The organism is Sodalis ligni, from assembly GCF_016865525.2.
Lineage (GTDB): Bacteria > Pseudomonadota > Gammaproteobacteria > Enterobacterales > Enterobacteriaceae > Acerihabitans > Acerihabitans ligni.
The window spans coordinates 5,265,899-5,282,857 of the sequence record NZ_CP075169.1 but is presented as its reverse complement, the minus strand read 5'-3'; the positions used below and the strand labels follow the sequence as shown (position 1 = coordinate 5,282,857).

Sequence of the window (16,959 nt, the reverse complement as noted above, 5' to 3'; positions counted from 1 at the left end):
TACCTGTTTTGACTGGCCGCTTTTTTATTACATAATAGCTTAGCTAAGTTAGCTAACCTGATAATGGAGGTTGTCATGACAGTTCAGGCCAACATGCATGAAGCAAAATCATGTCTCTCGCAGCTTGCAGATAAAGCGGTGGATGGCGAAACGGTCATCATCGCCAAAGCGGGTATACCCTATGTTCAATTGGTGCCCATTTTGCAAAGGGACAGAAATCCTGGTGGCTATGAAAATAGAATCACAATGAATGACAGTTTCAATGATGCTGACGCAGATATTCAACGGATGTTTGAGGTCGGTGAATGAAGCGTTTTCTTATCGATACACATGTTTTCATTTGGTGGTTGGCTAATGATCCGTCATTAGGCCCAACCACCCGAAGTGCTATTTCCCGTGGTGGCAACATCGTTTATGTCAGCGCAGTGACACCGTGGGAAATTCCTATCAAGCGCTCCATAGGCAAGCTGGAGTTTGACGTGGATATTGATGAGGCAATGGAAAAAAATAACTTTCTTGCACTGTCAATTACTCATGCTCATGCTGAGCAAGCAGGAGATCTACCACGGCATCATGGTGACCCCTTCGACAGAATGCTGATTGCTCAATCGCAGATGGAAGGGCTTACGCTCGTTTCAGCAGATACGGCTTTTAGCCCTTACGGTATTCGCCTTATGAATGCACGTACCTGAGTAAATTCAATCCATTGCTTGAGAGCGACGATCCGGCGCTGCGAATGGCGCTCTGCGGGCGGTTTTCCGCCTGTATTGCGCTGCTGAAGTCCACGCTGAACGATCCCGTTCCGCATCATCTGGCCGAAAGCCTTACCGTTGATATCCTCCCCTGTCTCCCTTGGTTTTGATCCCGATTCTGAACTGCTCTGCGACTACAGTCTTGCCGTGGCGGAGCTTTTGACCGGCGGGTCGCTGTCGCGGGAAAGGGAGAGGACGCTCACTCTTATCTTGCAAGCTCTCATAAACATCTTCACGACGATCGACAGTGATAACGGTGATAACGACATTGACCACGCCACTGTCATCTTGCTTTACTTGATAAACAAGCCGGTAACCATCTGACCGCAGTTTGATTTTGTAGCAAAAGTCGACGCCTGAAAGCTGGTTCTTGAGCGACGTTAAAGCTTCATTTGATTCTGCGCGTTTTTTAAGCTGTTTTTTTGAATCTTTCTCTAACATTGCCGCCCAGTGCTTCCCACTCTTTGTTTTGCGGATTTTTTAAACTTTAGTCTTGCCTTGAATTCCTTTTCTGACAATTAAAAATCCTCCCAGTTGACCTCGACTTCTTCTTCATTGAGGCGAGAGCGGACGATACGTGCAAGCTGGCGATCTTCAATGATTTCAAGCATTTTCTCGTACAGTGATGCCGGAACACAATAAAATGCCGGTTTACTGTGATTCAGAATCGCCACAGGTCGACCCTCGCCGGATTTAACGGTAGCCGTAGGGTTTTTTTTCAGTTCCGAAATTGATGCTGTGCGATCGGCATAAATAGCAGTAGCCATAAATAAGACCTCAAAAATGACCATAATTGTGGTCTTATCATAAGCTCTGTCTCAAATTTGAGCAACCAAGAATTGCGTGGTGAGATCCTCTTGGATAAGGCGACTAATCGAACTGCCTTCGATGGAGAATCCAGACGTCAGAAAGCAAAACCAGCCGTTAAGCTGGTTTCTTTAAAACTGTTTTTCAAAATGGTGCCCGGACTCGGGGTCATCCAGTTTCCTATTAAGTTGAATTCCATCATAAATTTTATTCCCGCCGGTTGTCAAGACCCGCAGATTGACCCGTATTTTTGCTTGTAGATCATAAGAGTGGGTTGGCAGTTTGGAAATAAGTCCGGTTCGTTCCTCTGGTTCGATTCCCATGCTTTCTGTAAATCGTAATGACATTAGCGTTACGCATGCTGTATGATTTATCTTCAAAGATATACACAGGAGCATGACATTATGCCAGCGACGAACGGCGTTTCCGTCAAACGAGAAACATTGAATTTACGCATCAAACCCGCCGAGCGCGATCTTATCGATCGTGCGGCGAAGGCTAAAGGAAAAAACCGTACTGACTTTGTGCTGGAGGCTGCGCACGCCGCCGCAGAGGAAGCGTTAATCGAGCAGCGCATCATTATGGCGGACCCAGAGGCCTATCAGGAATTTCTTGTTCGTCTGGATCAAGCTCCCGCACCCAACGCCGCGCTGCGTAAAACCATGCAAACTCCCGCGCCCTGGGAACAGAAAAAGTGATCTTAGCCCCTGAGCCCCTCCACGCCGGGCATATTCTCTCCTCAGTTTGTTGCGGCGTGGATTCTATGGACAACTGGCTGAGACAGCGGGCGATGAAAAATCAGCTAACCGGCGCATCCCGAACGTTCGTCTGCTGTGAAGACTCAAAGGTAAAGGCGTATTACTCTTTGGCGTCGAGTGCAGTGATGACAACTGCCGCGCCTGGACGCTTTCGCTGCAATATGCCTGATCCGATCCCGGTGGTGGTACTGGGTCGTTTGGCGGTAAATAAATCATTGCACGGCCAGGGTGTCGGGCGGGCACTGGTGCGAGATGCCGGGTTAAGGGTGATTCAGGTGGCGGAAACTATCGGTATTCGCGGGATGTTGGTGCATGCGCTTTCTGATGAAGCGCGGGAATTTTACCTGCGGGTTGGGTTTGAACTTTCGCCGATTGACCCGATGATGCTGATGGTGACGTTGAGGGATTTAGTGGCGAGTGTTTGGCAGGATGAATCTATGTAATTCATTAGATAATAATAGATTTTTATCTAGGTGTGCTCTAAATAGCTTATTAAGATAGTAGATTAGCTGATAACCAATGGTTATTATTTCTGATGTCAACGTTCTGATTGCCGGTCCCTGATGGTTGGACATTTGGGATGAAAAAGCGTTCAGTGCGGGAAAAAATGGGGATGGGGATAAGCTAAGTAGTTAAGCCCTTTCTTGAGTAGTTAGCGGTCATTGGCGCCTTAAGTACTTATAAACTCAATTTTGTGCTTGTTTGTCGTGCTCTAACAGTCGTGGGAAGTTAGAAATTCTAAACGCATAACATTGATATTTATAGATTTTATGCTATATTTGGTATTATTTACTGGTGGCATATTCAGTATTTAAGTTAGTTGAATGTTTTCAAGGGGTTGCTAAAATGGCAACAAGCAATGATGTTTTTCGTATAGTAAAGTTGTCAGAGTTATTAATTACCGTAAAAGGTAAAAACCAACTGACGTAGGCGTCAAAACATCGACCAGGCAAATTCCATATATAGATATTAATGCGTTTGAAAACAAAAAATAGAGAATTATTGTTCAAACGAAAATATCGTCAAGTGTTTCGAAGACAATGTTTTGATCGTTTGGGATGGTTCGCGATGCGGCCTTGCTGGCATTGGAATGAATGGTGCATTAGGTTCTACACTCGCGGCATTATCAATACCTTTAGTAAATCCAAAGTATTTATATCACTTTATGCATTCAAAGTTTCAGGAGTTGAACTCTAATACAAGAGGCATAGGTATTCCTCATATTGACCCATCGTATTTAGGTAATCTTGATTTCCTATAACATCTCATGTCAATCAAGGAATAATATCTGATAAGATTGATTTATTATATGACTATATTGACGATGGAGTGGAAAAATCTAAAAGGCGCTCGACAAAGTATCTACTTTATGGACAGTTAAAATTTCAGATGCATTGACAGGATGTTTAACTACTGAATGGCGAAAAACAATAAGATAGATAATTTGTACATCGATAAAAATATCAAAGGAGGTAGTGATATATTAGGAGATAGTACATGTCCAGATCTTCCTGATAATTGGTCGTATATTGAATTAGGTGACGTACTTGAGAGCGTAAGCTATGGTACGTCAAAAAATGTGCTTATGAATCTCCAGGAATAGGCGTAATAAGAATTCTAATTTAGTAGATGGCCTAATATCTGATAGTGATTTGAAATATGCAATTTTTCAGATCAAGAAATCGAAAAATTAAAACTAGAAGAAGGCGATTTATTAGTAATCAGATCAAATGGAAGTCTTTCACTAGTTGGTACATGCGCACAGGTTGATAAAAAGACACAGGTTATCTTTTCGCTGGATATCTCCTTAGGCTTCGGCCTGTTAAAGATCTAATAAATTCAACATATTTAAAATATATATTTGAGTCGCCAATGTTGAGAAATCAAATTGAGATAGTAGCAAAGTCGAGTAGTGGAGTTAATAATATTAACTCTCAGGAAATACGGTCACTGATTATACCGATATGTCCAATTAATGAACAATGTGAAATAGCAAAAACTCTTGACAAAATAAAAATAATATAGAATCGCAAAAAATCATCTAGAAGGGTTGATTAAAAGGCAGAGTCAACCAAAAAATATAACGAAAGATGCTTTTATGATGGGTTTGGTAATATAGATATTTTAGATGAAGGAATTAGTAGTTACATTGAAGATATCAAGTTGAAAAAGATTCAATAATAAAAGAGAAAAAAGCGAAAACCAAAAGCAAGGAGTGGATTCATGGCTGACTTAAGTCTTATTGATATACTAAAATATCAAATAAAACGTTAACTGTAAAAGAATTATTCTCAAACTCAAAATATAACAAAGATGTTTCTTCTGAAAAGTAGAAGCTTTTATCTTGAATTAAAAGAAATACTCACGTGTGAAAATGTGATCATTGAAGAGGTTAGAGATAATGGAGTCAAAACTGGGGATGTGATTACATATAGAGGTTAAGATATGAAATTAGATAAATTATGGATTAGTCAATTTAAAAATCTCAAAAATATCACTGTGGATTTTGATCAAAATGAATTAGTAACGGTGATTATAGGGTGGAATGGGGCAGGTAAATCTAATGTCATTGAAGCATTAGTTATTATCTTCAGAGATTTGGATTTACATAAACCCCCGTTTTTCGTATGACATGGAATATGTATGTAGAGGCCATAAAATATTTGTTGAAGCTAGAGTTAAAAGTGAAAAAAGGATAGGTACAAGATAAGTTGCCATCCAGTGGGTAAACCAAATGATGTAAAGACGTTAAGTAATAAAGCTTTTTGATGATGAAAATAAAAATACTTACCAACAAATGTTTTCGGCTATTATTCTGGGCCAAGCGATAGGTTAGCCACTCACTTTTATGAGCATCAAAGAAGGTTTAGGGAACAGCTAATCTATCCTGAAAATACAATCTTGATGAAAATACACTTCCTTTACGACCATTATTTTATGCACAGAAAGTACACAGCAATTTTGTCTTGCTTGCGTTTTTTAAGCGAAGATGAAAAATTAAAACTTTTAAAAGAAAAGCTTTTCATTGACGGGCTTGAGTCTGTTATGTTTGTTATAAGCAAACCTGATTGGAAAAGTAATCAAGGAGACCCAAGATTTTGGAATGCAAAAGGTGTTGTTCAACCATTTCTGGATAGATTATTTGAAGCATCTATAGCGCCGATGGAGATAAAATTTACATTGCCTCATCCTTTAAAGAAAAACGGGGAAACTATAGATGCATTATTTCTATTCTTAAAAGACTTAGATGCTTTGAAAAGGTTGGAAACCATACGTCAGATAAGGATTTTTCAAACTACTTGAGAGTATATATTTTTCCAGTCTTATTCATGAAGTACAGATCCGAGTGAGAGTTAATGATAAAATGGTACTAAAGAACTGCTAACTTTCAGAGAGCTAAGTGAAGGAGAGCAACAACTAATCACAGTATTGGGGTTGTTGAGATTTACTAGGGATGACGAATCCCTTTTTATGATGAACCGGATACACATTTGAATCCGGCTTGGAGCATGGAGTATATAAGTTATTTGGAAGATGTTGCGGGATTTAATCTTGATGGAAAAGATCCACACTCGAATGAGCATCATAAACAAAAATTGAGAACAGTCATATAGTATTAGCAACACATGATCCAGTAGTAATATCGACGTTAAAACGAGAACAGATACAAATCATGAAAAGAGATGAAAATACTCTTGAGGTTTTTGCTCATTCTCCACTATATGGACCCAAAGGTATGGGCTTTTCTGGGGTATTGACGAGTGATATGTTTGGCCTCCGTTCTGACTTAGACCCTAAAACGTTGGATGCTTTAGATGAACATGCTATATTATTAGCTAATGAGCACCGAACCGATGAGGAAGAAATAAGGTTCAATCAGTTACAAGAAGAACTAGATATGTTGGGTTTTTTGGAGGCTTATTCAGACCCTTATTTCTCAGAATTCGTAAAGGCTTGGGCAAGACGTGATCGTACAGAACAATACAAGAGTACATCTCTCACCGAAAGTGAAAGAGAAGAACTATCTAAAATGAGCGATGATATTCTTTCTGAATTAAAGCGTGAAGAAGAGAATTGAATATGCACTTTATAGATAAAGATGAAGTTGAGATTAGATTGCCAGACAATTGGCAAGAAAAAGTTGATGTAGTATGGCAATATATCAATGGAAAAACTGCTGAAGTTGAAGTAGATGTCAGAGCAAAGGCAGTGGAGGAGATATGGGATAATGATAAATTAGAACATGAACTAAAGTCAGCTATTTTAAATGCTAGAAAGAAAGCTATCAATAGCAAAAGTGATGTTTGGGGGACAATGAGCCAGATTCTCTCTGGTTTATCATTTGGTAAGTGTTGGTATTGTGAGTCCACAGAACTTAGGTCAGATAATCCCGTAGACCACTTCCGACCAAAAGGAAAAGTAGCAGAATGCCCTGAACACCCAGGTTACTGGTGGTTAGCTTTTGAATGGTCAAATTTTAGATATTCTTGCACATATTGTAATTCTCGCCGAGTTGATACTGAAACCTCTGGTGGCAAACAAGATCACTTTCCTATACTTCCTCCACCCATGTGGAATAAAAGTAGAGATGATGTTTTTATAGAAAATCCTGTATTGCTTGATCCCACTGATATTGATGACGTTAATTTATTAACTTTTAATATTAATGGAGAGGCGTGTCCTAATGTTGACGATAATAGCTCCCCCTTATATAGAAGAGCAAAAGAATCTGTAGAGCTTTATCACCTAAATCATGTACCGACAAAAAATGCTAGAAAAAGGATATGTCAGAAAGTAAGAATGCTTGTTTCAAATATAAATCGCTTGAGTGTTCAAAATTTTGAAGAAAATAAACTTACTATAAAAGATTTGAAAATTCAACTTCATAAGATGATCCGAGTGTCATGCCCTCGACTTCTTTCAATTCAGCCGCTAGAATATACCTTAGAGAATTTTATAATACCGATGTTTGGGTTAAAGATATGCTGGATAGGGTAATTAATGTCAAAATTTAGTGTTGCAGATATTGTTAACAGAGTATGGGGATATGCAAATGTACTTCGAGATGATGGTATAAGTAACGGCGATTACGTTGAGCAACTTACGCTTCTCATTTTTGAAAATGAATGCGGAACGCGTAGAATCAGGAAAATCAAAAATAATGAAATTTCTGATGCTTGGGAAATTTTAGTGTCCCTAAAGGGAACTGAATTGTTAGAGAAATATTCCGAAGTAATAAGAATTTTGGGGAAAAGATGGGCTTTTAGGCACGGTTTTAATAAAGCTCAAAATAAAATACAAGATCCAACTAAGCTAAAAAACTTATACAATTAATCAATTCCGAATCTTGGCTTAATCCAAATGTTGACGTCAAAGGTGCTATATATGAAGGCATCTTACAAAAAGTGCTGATTCTGAGAAAAAGGTGCAGGGCAATATTTTACCCCAAGAGCCCTAATTGAAGCTATTGTTGAAGTTATTGCTCCCCAGCCTAAACAAACAATAGCAGATCCTGCTTGTGGCACCGGTGGGTTTTAACAGTAGCACATGATTATATTTATAAAAAATAGGTGAAGATGAAATAGAGAAAATTTCTTTTCTCAAAAGAATACATTTAGTGGAAATGAAATATCGAACTCTGTTGCACGCTTATGTGCTATGAATCTTTTACACGATATTGGTGTTGTTTCTTGCCCCATTTCGGTTACTGATGCCCTTGAGCGTAAACCGTCTAAAAAGGTCGACGTTGTTCTTGCTAATCCGCCTTTTGGCCGAAAAAGTACATTTTCTATCAATCAAGATAAATCAAAAATGATGAAAAATATATAAGAGATGATTTTGGGCTGAAACAACTAATAAACAATTTAATTTTCTTCAACATATATGTAGTATGTTAAAAAAGATGGCAAAGCAGCTGTGATTTTTCCTGATAATATTCTTTTGAGGGAGGTTCTGAGAGAAAATAAGAAAAAATTTTTATATAAATATAATTTACATACCATTCTTCGACTTCCAACAGGGATATTTTACGCTCAAGGTGTTAAGGCTAATGTTTTGTTTTTGAAAACCCTACAAAGGGTATGTATCCTAAAACAAAGAGTGTTTGGATTTATGATTTAAGAACTAATATTCATAGAACATTTAAGAATAATAAATTAATGCGTGCCGATTTTGATGAGTTTATTAATTTTATTGCATCGATAACATCTCTCTCAGAGCGAGTGATTGGAGTCTTGATATTACGAAAATAGCAATCCACAAGGAAGGTGGCGGGAGTTTTATATGAAGAAATTCTTTTGCGTGATAAAGCGAATCTAGACATTCAATGGTTAAAAGAAGAGTCTATTAATTCAATAAGTTCGCATGATTCATCGGACTCGTTAATTGGAGATATAATTGAACTGCTTTCCTCAGCATTGAATGACTTTAAGGAAGTAGAGAAGATACTTGGGCAAAAGGCTTAGCAGTTGAAAATTAACAAATTCATCTAAAATAATTTTTATAAGGGTAAGAGCTTTATTACTGCCCTGTGATATATTCTAATTTTATGACGTCGTGACAGCGTTTTTGTGGAGGGAAGGTCAAGCTTATAGTTTTTGCATGCACACGTTTCCGTCCCGAGTAGTGATTATCGAGGGCATCAATTGAAAATTGTGTAATGAGCGATTTCATCTAAACAATTCTTCGTTTTTTAGGATCATAACCTTTACAACTAATGCAGTGGTGACAATCAAGAGAAGAAATACCATAGTTAAAATCTTGAATGTTGGGATCTTTAGATAGGCCATTCATAATAAACCCTTTTGAATAAGGCAATTCAATTATTCTAGAAAAACCACATCAGGTTCTTTCACTAAGTCAAACGTAAAATTTCCAAGTCTGAAACAGCTTTGATAGCTTCTACATCATTGTATTTTGATCCGATTTCATGTTCGCAATTACCGATATTTTTCAGACAAATATTACACCGTCCATCAAGTGCGATACATTCAATTCTACTGTATTTTTCCCTGTTCGATGTTCACAATCAATTGGATCAAGGCCACATATTGAACATTTATATTTTCAATCCCACGTAGACTGAATCCAAAGTCATTATGTAGAAGCATATTTGGACAATCAGTATAGTAATGACTATTTTGAATTTAAATTCACACTGGTGGTTTTCAGCTAAATATCGACCAATTTGATGCATCTTATATGCTATAGAGACGCGCTCTTCCCTAGAGATCCAAAAGTTCTTAATAATTTTGATAAGGCTGCTCTTAGATCAAGTGCAGGTTGCAGTGACTGGTTTTTTACTCTATCAATCAGAGTGTGTGCGGAAATCCAAGACTCTTTGACTACTTCATTAAGGTTACTACTTTCATCAAATGCCATAAATATCGCCGTGAAAACAGGTTGCTCGTCTGATGAATCCATTGCTACAGTTCCTTCAGACGATCAAGGATGGCATTAACTTCACTGCCACTTCCCTCGATCATAATTTCTTTGTATTTTCCTTCCTCTTCTTTTATGTATTTAACTCTAACTTTTTGTTTTCTTCTAAGTTATTTTTGATCCAATTTGTGATAAAGTTAGCAAATACAGAAAATGGGATTCCATATATCAACGGTAAAATTATGTCGATACTTCTGAGTGCTAAATAGCTATGTTGTTTGCCTCTGACGACTACAGATTCTATCCTAATTCTTTAAAGTCTTTCCTTAAGTCAGGCGCATATTCATTAATGATGTCCTCTTCATCGCTGGAAGCTTCTGGCATTATATACGCCACGCCTTCATGGAACTCAATATTCCGATTGGATAATATGAACTTCAAATCATTAATATCAACTTCTTTAATTTCCAACATACTTTTCCTTATCGTTATTTGCCGTTTATGGAGCATATAGCGTTGAATTGACAGGCAAGCGAAGTACAAAGCACAGTGCGACCATCAAATCTGGGTAGGATCACTCCTCCCCTCGACCGAAGGGTTAGAAGGCTGTTTATTCACGTTCACAAGATATGTTACTTGCATCAACTAACAATGCTTCTAAGCTTGGATGGCTTGCGAACGTCATGAGGCAGCACAAACAGCAAGTTGCATTGAGTGCTTTTGTGTTTTCTAACATAAAATTAAAGCATGGCTACCGCAGGATGTTGCTTAGCGCACATAAAACTTAGGGGATATATATTGAGTCTTTGTATTTGCCCCTTGATGATCCATACACTTTGACCCGCTTAAAATACGAGGTAGTCTTAAAGCTATGTTTAAGCCTAGTCAAAGCGAAATCATGGGTACTGTTCTTACTGAGCCAGAGCGACGCCGCCGCCGCACTCCGCAGGAGAAGATCGCCATCGTTCAGGAGACCTTCCAGCCAGGTAGCTCCGTTTCTCTTGTCGCTCGTCGTCATAATGTGAATGCTAATCAAGTCTTTAAATGGCGTAAGCAATATCAGGACGGCAGCCTGACGGCGGTCTCTGCCGGCGAAGAGGTTGTGCCGGCTTCTGAGTTAAATAGCGCCATTAAACAAATCCGCGAACTCCAGCGCCTTCTGGGTAAGAAAACCATGGAAGCCGAGATCCTCAAGGAGGCGGTGGAATACGGCAAGGCAAAAATGGATTGCGCACGGACCCTTATTGCCCGGGGACGACGAGTAAAACCAGTGAGTGAAGCCCTGGATGTGTCACGTGCGCAGCTCTCGCTTTATCGTTACCGGCAGGCTGATTGGCAAGATGGCCGTAAGCAGCGGCATCAGGATGACGCCGAATTATTGGCCCGCATCCGTGCCGAAGTGGCCGACCTGCCGAGTTATGGCTATCGACGCATCTGGGCTAATCTGCGCCGCCGTTCGGAGCAGGAAGGTCTGCCGAGGGTGAACGCAAAACGGGTATGGCGCGTGATGCGTGACAACGGCTTGTTGTTAGAGTCGAAACCCGTCCCACACCGGATACCCGTCGTCACACAGGCCGGGTGGCGGTGGCCGAAAGCAATCTCCGTTGGAGTTCGGATGGCTTCGAGTTCCGCTGCGATAACGGCGAAAAACTGCGGGTCACCTTCGCCATCGACTGTGGCGACAGGGAAGCCTGGACTGGGCGGCCAGCACCGGCGGTTATGACAGCGATACGGTACAGGACGTTATGCTACGCTCAGTTGAATGCCGGTTCGGGCAAAACCTGCCGACAGCGCCCATCGAATGGCTGACGGATAACGGTTCGGCCTATCGTGCCGATGAAACCCGGAGCTTCGCTAAAATGCTGGGCCTGGAGCCCAGAACGACCGCGATCAGAAGTCCACAAAGTAACGGTGTAGCAGAAAGCTTCGTTAAGACGATGAAGCGTGATTATATCGGCATGATGCCAAAACCGGACAGCCAGACGGCAGTGTTAAACCTGTCGTTAGCGTTCGAACATTACAACGAATATCACCCGCACAGCGCTTTAGGATATCGCTCACCAAGAGAATATCGGCGCAGGGGGAAACCATCAACCTAAGCGAGAATAGGTGCATGGATATATGGGGTCAAATCCAGTCTTTATCCTACACCATTTTTATTTTGCAACTAATTTTACTGTAAAACCATAAATAAAGTTAGTATTACTTAGTCTTCTCCATTTCTTGCTCTTATGGCTTATGGCTTATGGCTTATGGCTTTCGTAAGCGTACATGGACTACCTCCAAAGTGGTCCAAGTTATCGTCCGCACCCCGATATATCACTTTACAATCTCCATTGACATATGTCCAAAAGAGGAACAGTAACTATGCTATAGGTCAGGAATATCCACCGTTCTAGGGCCAGTCCAACCGCAACATCCCTGGCTCCGGCAGAGATACCGATGATATTCCGGGCTTCGCCGACTTCATAAACCTCATACCCATTTCACCGCTGAGGAGCAAGGGCGCTACGTTTTGGTATGCAGCGGCATCTTTTTCTCCAGTGAGCTTTTCGTTCCTGTACCCGCTTCCGGCTAATCGTTTCCCAACACAACCCGTCCCGCAAGCAACTGTGTTATCGGATCTTCCCTGATGCTTGAGGTTGGCGCATTCTTTACTTGATAATGAAATCGCGCATCATGTAATTGTATGTACGGTGATCTGGTCAAATTTTCTTAAAGGGTATCAGCCATGAATGAACTCAGCATCGTTAGTGGTAAATTACAATTGTTGTCCATCATCGGTGATCCGATAGCCCAAGTCAGCGCTCCGCTCATGATTAATGCTGCTCTTCAGGCAAAAATATCCCCGACACTTTGATGGTCCTTTTCACGTAAACCCTGGCGGCCTGCAAAATGCTGTCAATGGCCTGAGATATATTCAAAATTTCCGTGGGGGCATTATAACAATGCCCCATAAGAAACAGACTCTTTCGCTCCTTGATTCAGCAAGTGATGCAGCCAGAGCTACCGGTGGGTGCAACGTAATCAGGAGAGATACCAACGGAATGTTACATGGCGATATGCTTGATGGTGAAGGATTCGCATTGAGCCTTTGAAGCGAGATATCAATGTAGAAGGCAAAAAGTTTATCTGGCAGGGACTGGCGGTGCCGGTTGTGCGATTGCTTATGCCATGGCCGCCCGGCAGGTTAAAGAATTGATTATCTATAACCGGACAATGGATAAATCAACTGAACTGATAAAAAGCTGTCATCCCGGTATCCCGACGTTAATATTTATATGGGTAGCAACGTTCCTGAACAGGTTGATATTGCTATTAATGCTACATCTGTGGGGATGGGGAAAACAAAAGTCTTCCATTCTCTTTAGATAAACTGGGGAGCACGACAACCGTTTGTGACATTGTAATTTTCCCAGAGAAAACACCTCTTCTCAGGCTGGCAGAACAGCATAACCTCTCCATTCACACAGGAAGATCCATGCTTGCAGCTCAGATTGAGCTTATGCTTGATTTTATACTTCATAAGGACAGCTAACTTATCGGAGAAGCTCTTTGTTTGTCGAATGAAGTGTTCCACTGCTGGTTATCCCTTACCATCGCGTTCAGGATTGTGATTAATTTGCGTGTGCAGGCGACCAGTGCAAGCTTTTTAGCTTTACCACCGGAAAGCAGATGCAGATAAAATTCCTTTATAATGGGGTTAAACCGCGTCGCTGTAAGCGCAGCCATGTAGAGGGTCGCCCTTACTGTACCTCGACCACCAAAGGTTGTTCGCTTGCCTCGCATTTTGCCGGAATCCCGGTTGAAGGGTGCTACTCCCGCAAGAGCGCTTATTTCCCGACGGGTGAGTTTGCCAAGTTCAGGCAATTCCGCAAGTAAAGTCGCAATTGTCGCCTCACCCACACCTTTCACACTGGCAAGCAGGTCAGCCTGATGACGGAAATGTGCTTTAACGTATTGATTCATTTGCTGAGTGATGCGCCTGAGCTCTTTTTCCAGAACATCAATGATGATACCAATACTTTCCCGGCTCCCGGGATGAGAAGGATAAAGCCTGTTTCGTTCAGCAACCAGCATCTGATTCAACTGACGACGTCGAACAACAATTGCTGTAAGTTCCTGACGTGTAATTTCTGGTAAAGGCTTAATAAAGCGGGCTCGTTCAGGGCTGCGGTCAATAACCTGCGCAAGTTGAGCTAATACGCTGGCATCGAGCCTGTCAGTTTTAGCCAGATATCCCATTGAACGAGCAAAATCGCGTGCCTGGCGAGGATTGATAACAACAACATCGTATCCCTTTGTCTGAAGGTAATATGCTACTCCTGACTCCAGACCACCTGTTGCCTCCATTAGTATAAGTGAGACGTTAATTTCATCGAGTTTTTGTACTAAGAGGTCGAAACCTTGCTGAGCGTTGTTGACAGTAAATGCAGACAATGAACCTGCTTCAGAAATATCTAAAGAAAGCTTCGCTACATCAATACCAATCACATGCTGAACTGGCTGACTCATATTACCCCTCCTTACGATACGAATTTAATTCATTCAACTGTTCGGGCTTTACATGAGTGGCTCAGTCCATGCGCGGGTTGCTTGCGGTCGGGCTTAAAGCCCTCGGGTAAATACGTGCTGCATGGACCTTGCCAAATCCAACATTTTCTATCCTATACCACCAGAAACATATAAGGGTAAATGGCACGCATTCTGCGCCCTTGCGGGCCGGAACGATGCCGGGGAAGCGAACCGTCAGGCGATACGAAGACGAAAATCACATCAATGACGGAGAAAAAACCATGTCCATTTCCCTGCATACCCAGACCAGCGCCCCTAACACCGCAGCGGCAACCAGCGTATCCCCGCTGGAGCAGTCAGGCTCCTCAAAAACGAAATTTTCCAAAGTCAGAACCGATATTTATCAGACCGTCACCGACAGCATCATTACGGCACTGGAAGCTGGTGTTAAACCATGGACGTGCCCGTGGCAGCGCGTAGCGGGTATGTCCGGCTTGCCTTCTAATTACGCCACCGGTGCAGCTTATAGCGGGATGAATATCATGCTGTTGTGGTGCAGTGCTTCAAAACAGGGATTCAATGATTCCCGCTGGATGACATACAAACAGGCGCAAGCGGCAAGGGGGCAGGTTCGCAAGGGAGAGCGCGGCACGACAGCCATTTTCTACTCGACCCTTGAGAAGGAAAACGACGAAGGCGGGATCGAACATATTCCGATGCTGAAAACGTTCACGGTGTTTAATGTTGTACAGATTGACGGCCTGCCCCTGGCGACTGAGCCGGGCAATTTAGCAGAGACGTTTGATGCGCTGCCACAGGCTGAAAACCTGTTCCGGAGCAGTGGCGCAAACATCATCGAGAAAGGACAAAACGCCTTTTTCAGGCCGTTAACCGATGAGATCTGGCTGCCGGAGCGCCGCCTTTTTTCTAATTCTGCTAATTTTTATGCCACTGGTTTGCATGAACTTGTCCATTGGAGCGGTGCAAAAAATCGTCTGAACCGTGAAATGAAAGGGAGGTTTGGCAGTGAGGATTATGCATTTGAAGAGTTGTGCGCCGAGCTGGGAAGCGCTTTTCTGATGGCTGATTTAGGGATTGTTGGCGAGGTTCAGCATGAGAGCTACATCGCTTCATGGCTGAAGGCGTTGAAAAACGACAAACGCTATATTTTCAAAGCCGCCAGCGCGGCATCGAAAGCGCATCGTTATTTGATGGAGAAGGTTTGAACGGAAATAGAGGAAGCCGCAAAGGAATGCGGCTTTAATCATACATTCACATTCCGTATTATCGGTGCGTACTGTCTTTTCTGGTGATGGGAGATATACTGCCCTTACTGAAAACCTTTTAAGGGCGTTTAAACACCCCAGAACATGAGATTGATAGCATTTTTGATTTCATCGGCACAATGGCTTACATCCGCGATAATTTCACCGATGACCTCAACGGAAACGCTTGATAATTCAGTTGTCATCAGACGGTAATTTTCGTCGTCGATGCGGATCAGGGGGAACAAGGTTTTATTCACTTTTTCAGACAGGTGATGCGATTCTATCAGCGGGATGACCATTCGCCGCCCTGGCGTATCGACAATATCACTTTGCACATCGACAAACATTTTGTAATGGCTTGCCCGCTTATACTGATAAACAGTGAATTGCATGATCACCAGTTCCTGTTTTCATCGGCGAAAGAGCCATTCTGTGCGATGAATCTGGCGACTTCTTCCATCCCTTCGTGGTTCTCTTTCTTCCATTCCTCAGCCTTTATGCGACGGGCTTCCTTGCCGATGACTTCATTCACCAGACCAGAAATATTGACGCCGGCAGCATTCAGAACCTGATAATTGTCTTTGTCCACGGTAACGCTGACTCTGTGTTTCATGGTCGTGCTCCTCTTCCGTACATATTGTGAGTATATACCTTAAGTGATTACTCATCAATCAACCACGCGGCAGGCTTTCCGTATGGGTAAACCTGCCAGCACAAAAAACACTGGCTTAAGCGTAGTGATGCAGCTCCAGTTGGTGCAGTTCGGCGAGGGTATAGACACGGAAAACATGACGGTGACGCGCTTCCAGCGGGATATGCTGATGGTTAACGATGACGTGTTTTATGCTGTCGAACAGCAGTTCAATGGCGCGTTTTTTCTGCGGGTCGGGTACGATATAAAAAACGTAAATCCAGTATTTATTGGTCCGGGCTAGTAAATGGCTGGCGATGATCGATTGGTAACGGGCTTTGGTTTTTAGACGGCGCTCAGTCTCAATGGCTATGACGGTTCCGCCGGGGAGGGTGATCAGCCCGTCCGGACGGTGACTGACCTGATAGCGGTTGAGGAAGGTCGTATGATCACCGTTTATCCATCCGGTAGCGCCTTTTTTCTCAAGGATGATCCGGGCCACCTGATTATCAAAGTGATGCTCCAGCGTCCAGCCGGTAACTTTTGATGGCTCAAACCGCGCCGGGAAAATGGCATCATCGGGAGTTAAAACGACGGCCAGTCCGTCACTGGTTATTCCCCACAATGAAACTTTCATCGTCCGCGATTCCAGCACATGTTTTTGTATTAACCCCATTCCCTCGACTTTTGACAGTAGCGAATAGAGTGACTTGTGATCCCTGAATCCGAAAAGCAGCATCAGCGTTTTAAAGTCGCTGTAGGTTTCTTCTTTCAGGAAATTCAGCAGTCTTTTTATTTTCTCGCTGTTGCGTGCGGTGCGATCGCTATGTGTGGCGATAAGCATTTAG

The 16,959-nt window shown here is 42.2% G+C and carries 22 protein-coding genes and 3 pseudogenes; 17 read left to right on the top strand and 8 right to left on the bottom strand.

Annotation, left to right across the window (positions count from 1 at the left end; genetic code table 11):
* Positions 1 to 75 precede the first annotated feature (75 nt).
* Genes GTU79_RS24730 through GTU79_RS31655 form a run of 3 tightly spaced genes read left to right on the top strand, consistent with a single transcriptional unit; the run spans position 76 to position 862 of the window.
* On the top strand, positions 76 to 309 hold the full coding sequence (locus GTU79_RS24730; RefSeq protein ID WP_203521076.1) for a type II toxin-antitoxin system Phd/YefM family antitoxin: 234 nt from the start codon (positions 76 to 78) through the stop codon (positions 307 to 309).
* Complete coding sequence (locus GTU79_RS24725) at positions 306 to 692, top strand: type II toxin-antitoxin system VapC family toxin (protein WP_214513463.1); 387 nt, start codon at positions 306 to 308, stop codon at positions 690 to 692. The genes GTU79_RS24730 and GTU79_RS24725 overlap by 4 nt, the downstream gene beginning before the upstream one ends.
* Before the next feature lie 44 nt (positions 693 to 736).
* Complete coding sequence (locus GTU79_RS31655) at positions 737 to 862, top strand: hypothetical protein (RefSeq protein ID WP_420854125.1); 126 nt, start codon at positions 737 to 739, stop codon at positions 860 to 862.
* Between the two features lie 121 nt (positions 863 to 983).
* Here the strand turns inward: GTU79_RS31655 and GTU79_RS24720 are convergent.
* A pseudogene (locus tag GTU79_RS24720) lies at positions 984 to 1,203 on the bottom strand (hypothetical protein); the annotation flags it as partial.
* Positions 1,204 to 1,270: 67 nt separating this feature from the next.
* Entirely contained in the window at positions 1,271 to 1,519 is a 249-nt protein-coding gene (locus GTU79_RS24715; RefSeq protein WP_203521079.1) for a type II toxin-antitoxin system Phd/YefM family antitoxin, read from the bottom strand.
* A gap of 444 nt (positions 1,520 to 1,963) precedes the next feature.
* On the opposite strand from GTU79_RS24715, the gene GTU79_RS24710 reads away from it, so the two are divergent.
* The 9 genes and pseudogenes from GTU79_RS24710 to GTU79_RS31645 all read left to right on the top strand — a co-directional run bounded on the left by GTU79_RS24710 (position 1,964) and on the right by GTU79_RS31645 (position 8,437).
* Positions 1,964 to 2,257 (top strand): type II toxin-antitoxin system TacA family antitoxin, encoded by a 294-nt coding sequence (locus GTU79_RS24710; protein ID WP_203521080.1) that lies wholly within the window; start codon positions 1,964 to 1,966, stop codon positions 2,255 to 2,257.
* Positions 2,254 to 2,760 carry a GNAT family N-acetyltransferase gene (locus GTU79_RS24705; RefSeq protein ID WP_203521081.1) on the top strand — a complete coding sequence of 169 codons (507 nt, stop codon included), beginning with the start codon at positions 2,254 to 2,256 and terminating at the stop codon, positions 2,758 to 2,760. Before GTU79_RS24710 ends, GTU79_RS24705 begins: the two co-directional genes overlap by 4 nt.
* 1,390 nt (positions 2,761 to 4,150) lie before the next feature.
* Positions 4,151 to 4,342: a restriction endonuclease subunit S gene (locus tag GTU79_RS31650; protein ID WP_420854202.1), complete on the top strand. Its 192-nt coding sequence runs from the start codon at positions 4,151 to 4,153 to the stop codon at positions 4,340 to 4,342.
* Between the two features lie 420 nt (positions 4,343 to 4,762).
* Positions 4,763 to 4,948, top strand: coding sequence for an AAA family ATPase (locus tag GTU79_RS24695; RefSeq protein WP_253073418.1), 186 nt, complete (start codon positions 4,763 to 4,765; stop codon positions 4,946 to 4,948).
* Between the two features lie 273 nt (positions 4,949 to 5,221).
* The gene (locus GTU79_RS24690) at positions 5,222 to 5,620 is read left to right on the top strand and encodes a hypothetical protein (protein ID WP_214513462.1); all 399 of its coding nucleotides are present in this window, start codon (positions 5,222 to 5,224) and stop codon (positions 5,618 to 5,620) included.
* A 370-nt stretch (positions 5,621 to 5,990) separates the two neighbouring features.
* A complete protein-coding gene (locus tag GTU79_RS24685; protein WP_214513461.1) occupies positions 5,991 to 6,395 on the top strand; it encodes a hypothetical protein in 405 nt (134 codons plus the stop codon).
* A complete protein-coding gene (locus GTU79_RS24680) occupies positions 6,392 to 7,315 on the top strand; it encodes an HNH endonuclease family protein (RefSeq protein ID WP_214513460.1) in 924 nt (307 codons plus the stop codon). The genes GTU79_RS24685 and GTU79_RS24680 overlap by 4 nt, the downstream gene beginning before the upstream one ends.
* 3 nt (positions 7,316 to 7,318) lie before the next feature.
* Positions 7,319 to 7,651, top strand: coding sequence for a hypothetical protein (locus GTU79_RS24675; RefSeq protein WP_214513459.1), 333 nt, complete (start codon positions 7,319 to 7,321; stop codon positions 7,649 to 7,651).
* A 123-nt stretch (positions 7,652 to 7,774) separates the two neighbouring features.
* Positions 7,775 to 8,437: pseudogene (locus GTU79_RS31645) on the top strand (HsdM family class I SAM-dependent methyltransferase).
* Positions 8,438 to 9,520: 1,083 nt separating this feature from the next.
* Here the strand turns inward: GTU79_RS31645 and GTU79_RS24655 are convergent.
* Together GTU79_RS24655 and GTU79_RS24650 are read right to left on the bottom strand one after the other, a co-directional pair.
* Entirely contained in the window at positions 9,521 to 9,739 is a 219-nt protein-coding gene (locus tag GTU79_RS24655; RefSeq protein WP_214513458.1) for a hypothetical protein, read from the bottom strand.
* A gap of 258 nt (positions 9,740 to 9,997) precedes the next feature.
* On the bottom strand, positions 9,998 to 10,171 hold the full coding sequence (locus GTU79_RS24650; RefSeq protein WP_214513457.1) for a hypothetical protein: 174 nt from the start codon (positions 10,169 to 10,171) through the stop codon (positions 9,998 to 10,000).
* Between the two features lie 424 nt (positions 10,172 to 10,595).
* On the opposite strand from GTU79_RS24650, the pseudogene GTU79_RS24645 reads away from it, so the two are divergent.
* The 4 genes and pseudogenes from GTU79_RS24645 (at position 10,596) to GTU79_RS24635 (ending at position 13,072) form a co-directional block, all read left to right on the top strand.
* A pseudogene (locus GTU79_RS24645) lies at positions 10,596 to 11,796 on the top strand (IS3 family transposase).
* Positions 11,797 to 12,428: 632 nt separating this feature from the next.
* Positions 12,429 to 12,557 (top strand): hypothetical protein, encoded by a 129-nt coding sequence (locus tag GTU79_RS31040; protein WP_275956943.1) that lies wholly within the window; start codon positions 12,429 to 12,431, stop codon positions 12,555 to 12,557.
* Positions 12,520 to 12,795 carry a hypothetical protein gene (locus tag GTU79_RS24640; RefSeq protein WP_214513456.1) on the top strand — a complete coding sequence of 92 codons (276 nt, stop codon included), beginning with the start codon at positions 12,520 to 12,522 and terminating at the stop codon, positions 12,793 to 12,795. The genes GTU79_RS31040 and GTU79_RS24640 overlap by 38 nt, the downstream gene beginning before the upstream one ends.
* Positions 12,796 to 12,829: 34 nt before the next feature.
* Positions 12,830 to 13,072: a hypothetical protein gene (locus GTU79_RS24635; RefSeq protein WP_214514187.1), complete on the top strand. Its 243-nt coding sequence runs from the start codon at positions 12,830 to 12,832 to the stop codon at positions 13,070 to 13,072.
* Between the two features lie 159 nt (positions 13,073 to 13,231).
* On the opposite strand, the gene GTU79_RS24630 is transcribed toward GTU79_RS24635, so the two are convergent.
* Positions 13,232 to 14,212 carry an IS110 family transposase gene (locus GTU79_RS24630; RefSeq protein WP_203521096.1) on the bottom strand — a complete coding sequence of 327 codons (981 nt, stop codon included), beginning with the start codon at positions 14,210 to 14,212 and terminating at the stop codon, positions 13,232 to 13,234.
* 281 nt (positions 14,213 to 14,493) lie between these two features.
* On the opposite strand from GTU79_RS24630, the gene GTU79_RS24625 reads away from it, so the two are divergent.
* Positions 14,494 to 15,438 carry an ArdC family protein gene (locus tag GTU79_RS24625; protein WP_203521097.1) on the top strand — a complete coding sequence of 315 codons (945 nt, stop codon included), beginning with the start codon at positions 14,494 to 14,496 and terminating at the stop codon, positions 15,436 to 15,438.
* Positions 15,439 to 15,566: 128 nt separating this feature from the next.
* Here the strand turns inward: GTU79_RS24625 and ccdB are convergent, their stop codons facing one another.
* The 3 genes from ccdB to mobC all read right to left on the bottom strand — a co-directional run bounded on the left by ccdB (position 15,567) and on the right by mobC (position 16,955).
* Positions 15,567 to 15,872: a type II toxin-antitoxin system toxin CcdB gene (gene ccdB, locus GTU79_RS24620; RefSeq protein ID WP_203521098.1), complete on the bottom strand. Its 306-nt coding sequence runs from the start codon at positions 15,870 to 15,872 to the stop codon at positions 15,567 to 15,569.
* A gap of 2 nt (positions 15,873 to 15,874) precedes the next feature.
* Positions 15,875 to 16,093 carry a type II toxin-antitoxin system antitoxin CcdA gene (gene ccdA / locus GTU79_RS24615; protein WP_113867773.1) on the bottom strand — a complete coding sequence of 73 codons (219 nt, stop codon included), beginning with the start codon at positions 16,091 to 16,093 and terminating at the stop codon, positions 15,875 to 15,877.
* Between the two features lie 115 nt (positions 16,094 to 16,208).
* Positions 16,209 to 16,955, bottom strand: coding sequence for a MobC family replication-relaxation protein (gene mobC / locus GTU79_RS24610; protein ID WP_203521099.1), 747 nt, complete (start codon positions 16,953 to 16,955; stop codon positions 16,209 to 16,211).
* Positions 16,956 to 16,959 lie beyond the last annotated feature (4 nt).

Bases quoted from the DNA above. Each gene is read 5' to 3' on its own strand.
- GTU79_RS24730 (WP_203521076.1), top strand. From the start codon at position 76: ATGACAGTTCAGGCCAACATGCATGAAGCAAAATCATGTCTCTCGCAG.
- GTU79_RS24725 (WP_214513463.1), top strand. From the start codon at position 306: ATGAAGCGTTTTCTTATCGATACACATGTTTTCATTTGGTGGTTGGCT.
- GTU79_RS31655 (WP_420854125.1), top strand. From the start codon at position 737: ATGGCGCTCTGCGGGCGGTTTTCCGCCTGTATTGCGCTGCTGAAGTCC.
- GTU79_RS24715 (WP_203521079.1), bottom strand. From the start codon at position 1,519: ATGGCTACTGCTATTTATGCCGATCGCACAGCATCAATTTCGGAACTG.
- GTU79_RS24710 (WP_203521080.1), top strand. From the start codon at position 1,964: ATGCCAGCGACGAACGGCGTTTCCGTCAAACGAGAAACATTGAATTTA.
- GTU79_RS24695 (WP_253073418.1), top strand. From the start codon at position 4,763: ATGAAATTAGATAAATTATGGATTAGTCAATTTAAAAATCTCAAAAAT.
- GTU79_RS24690 (WP_214513462.1), top strand. From the start codon at position 5,222: ATGAAAATACACTTCCTTTACGACCATTATTTTATGCACAGAAAGTAC.
- GTU79_RS24685 (WP_214513461.1), top strand. From the start codon at position 5,991: ATGAAAAGAGATGAAAATACTCTTGAGGTTTTTGCTCATTCTCCACTA.
- GTU79_RS24675 (WP_214513459.1), top strand. From the start codon at position 7,319: ATGTCAAAATTTAGTGTTGCAGATATTGTTAACAGAGTATGGGGATAT.
- GTU79_RS24655 (WP_214513458.1), bottom strand. From the start codon at position 9,739: ATGGATTCATCAGACGAGCAACCTGTTTTCACGGCGATATTTATGGCA.
- GTU79_RS24650 (WP_214513457.1), bottom strand. From the start codon at position 10,171: ATGTTGGAAATTAAAGAAGTTGATATTAATGATTTGAAGTTCATATTA.
- GTU79_RS31040 (WP_275956943.1), top strand. From the start codon at position 12,429: ATGAATGAACTCAGCATCGTTAGTGGTAAATTACAATTGTTGTCCATC.
- GTU79_RS24640 (WP_214513456.1), top strand. From the start codon at position 12,520: ATGCTGCTCTTCAGGCAAAAATATCCCCGACACTTTGATGGTCCTTTT.
- GTU79_RS24630 (WP_203521096.1), bottom strand. From the start codon at position 14,212: ATGAGTCAGCCAGTTCAGCATGTGATTGGTATTGATGTAGCGAAGCTT.
- GTU79_RS24625 (WP_203521097.1), top strand. From the start codon at position 14,494: ATGTCCATTTCCCTGCATACCCAGACCAGCGCCCCTAACACCGCAGCG.
- ccdB (WP_203521098.1), bottom strand. From the start codon at position 15,872: ATGCAATTCACTGTTTATCAGTATAAGCGGGCAAGCCATTACAAAATG.
- ccdA (WP_113867773.1), bottom strand. From the start codon at position 16,093: ATGAAACACAGAGTCAGCGTTACCGTGGACAAAGACAATTATCAGGTT.
- mobC (WP_203521099.1), bottom strand. From the start codon at position 16,955: ATGCTTATCGCCACACATAGCGATCGCACCGCACGCAACAGCGAGAAA.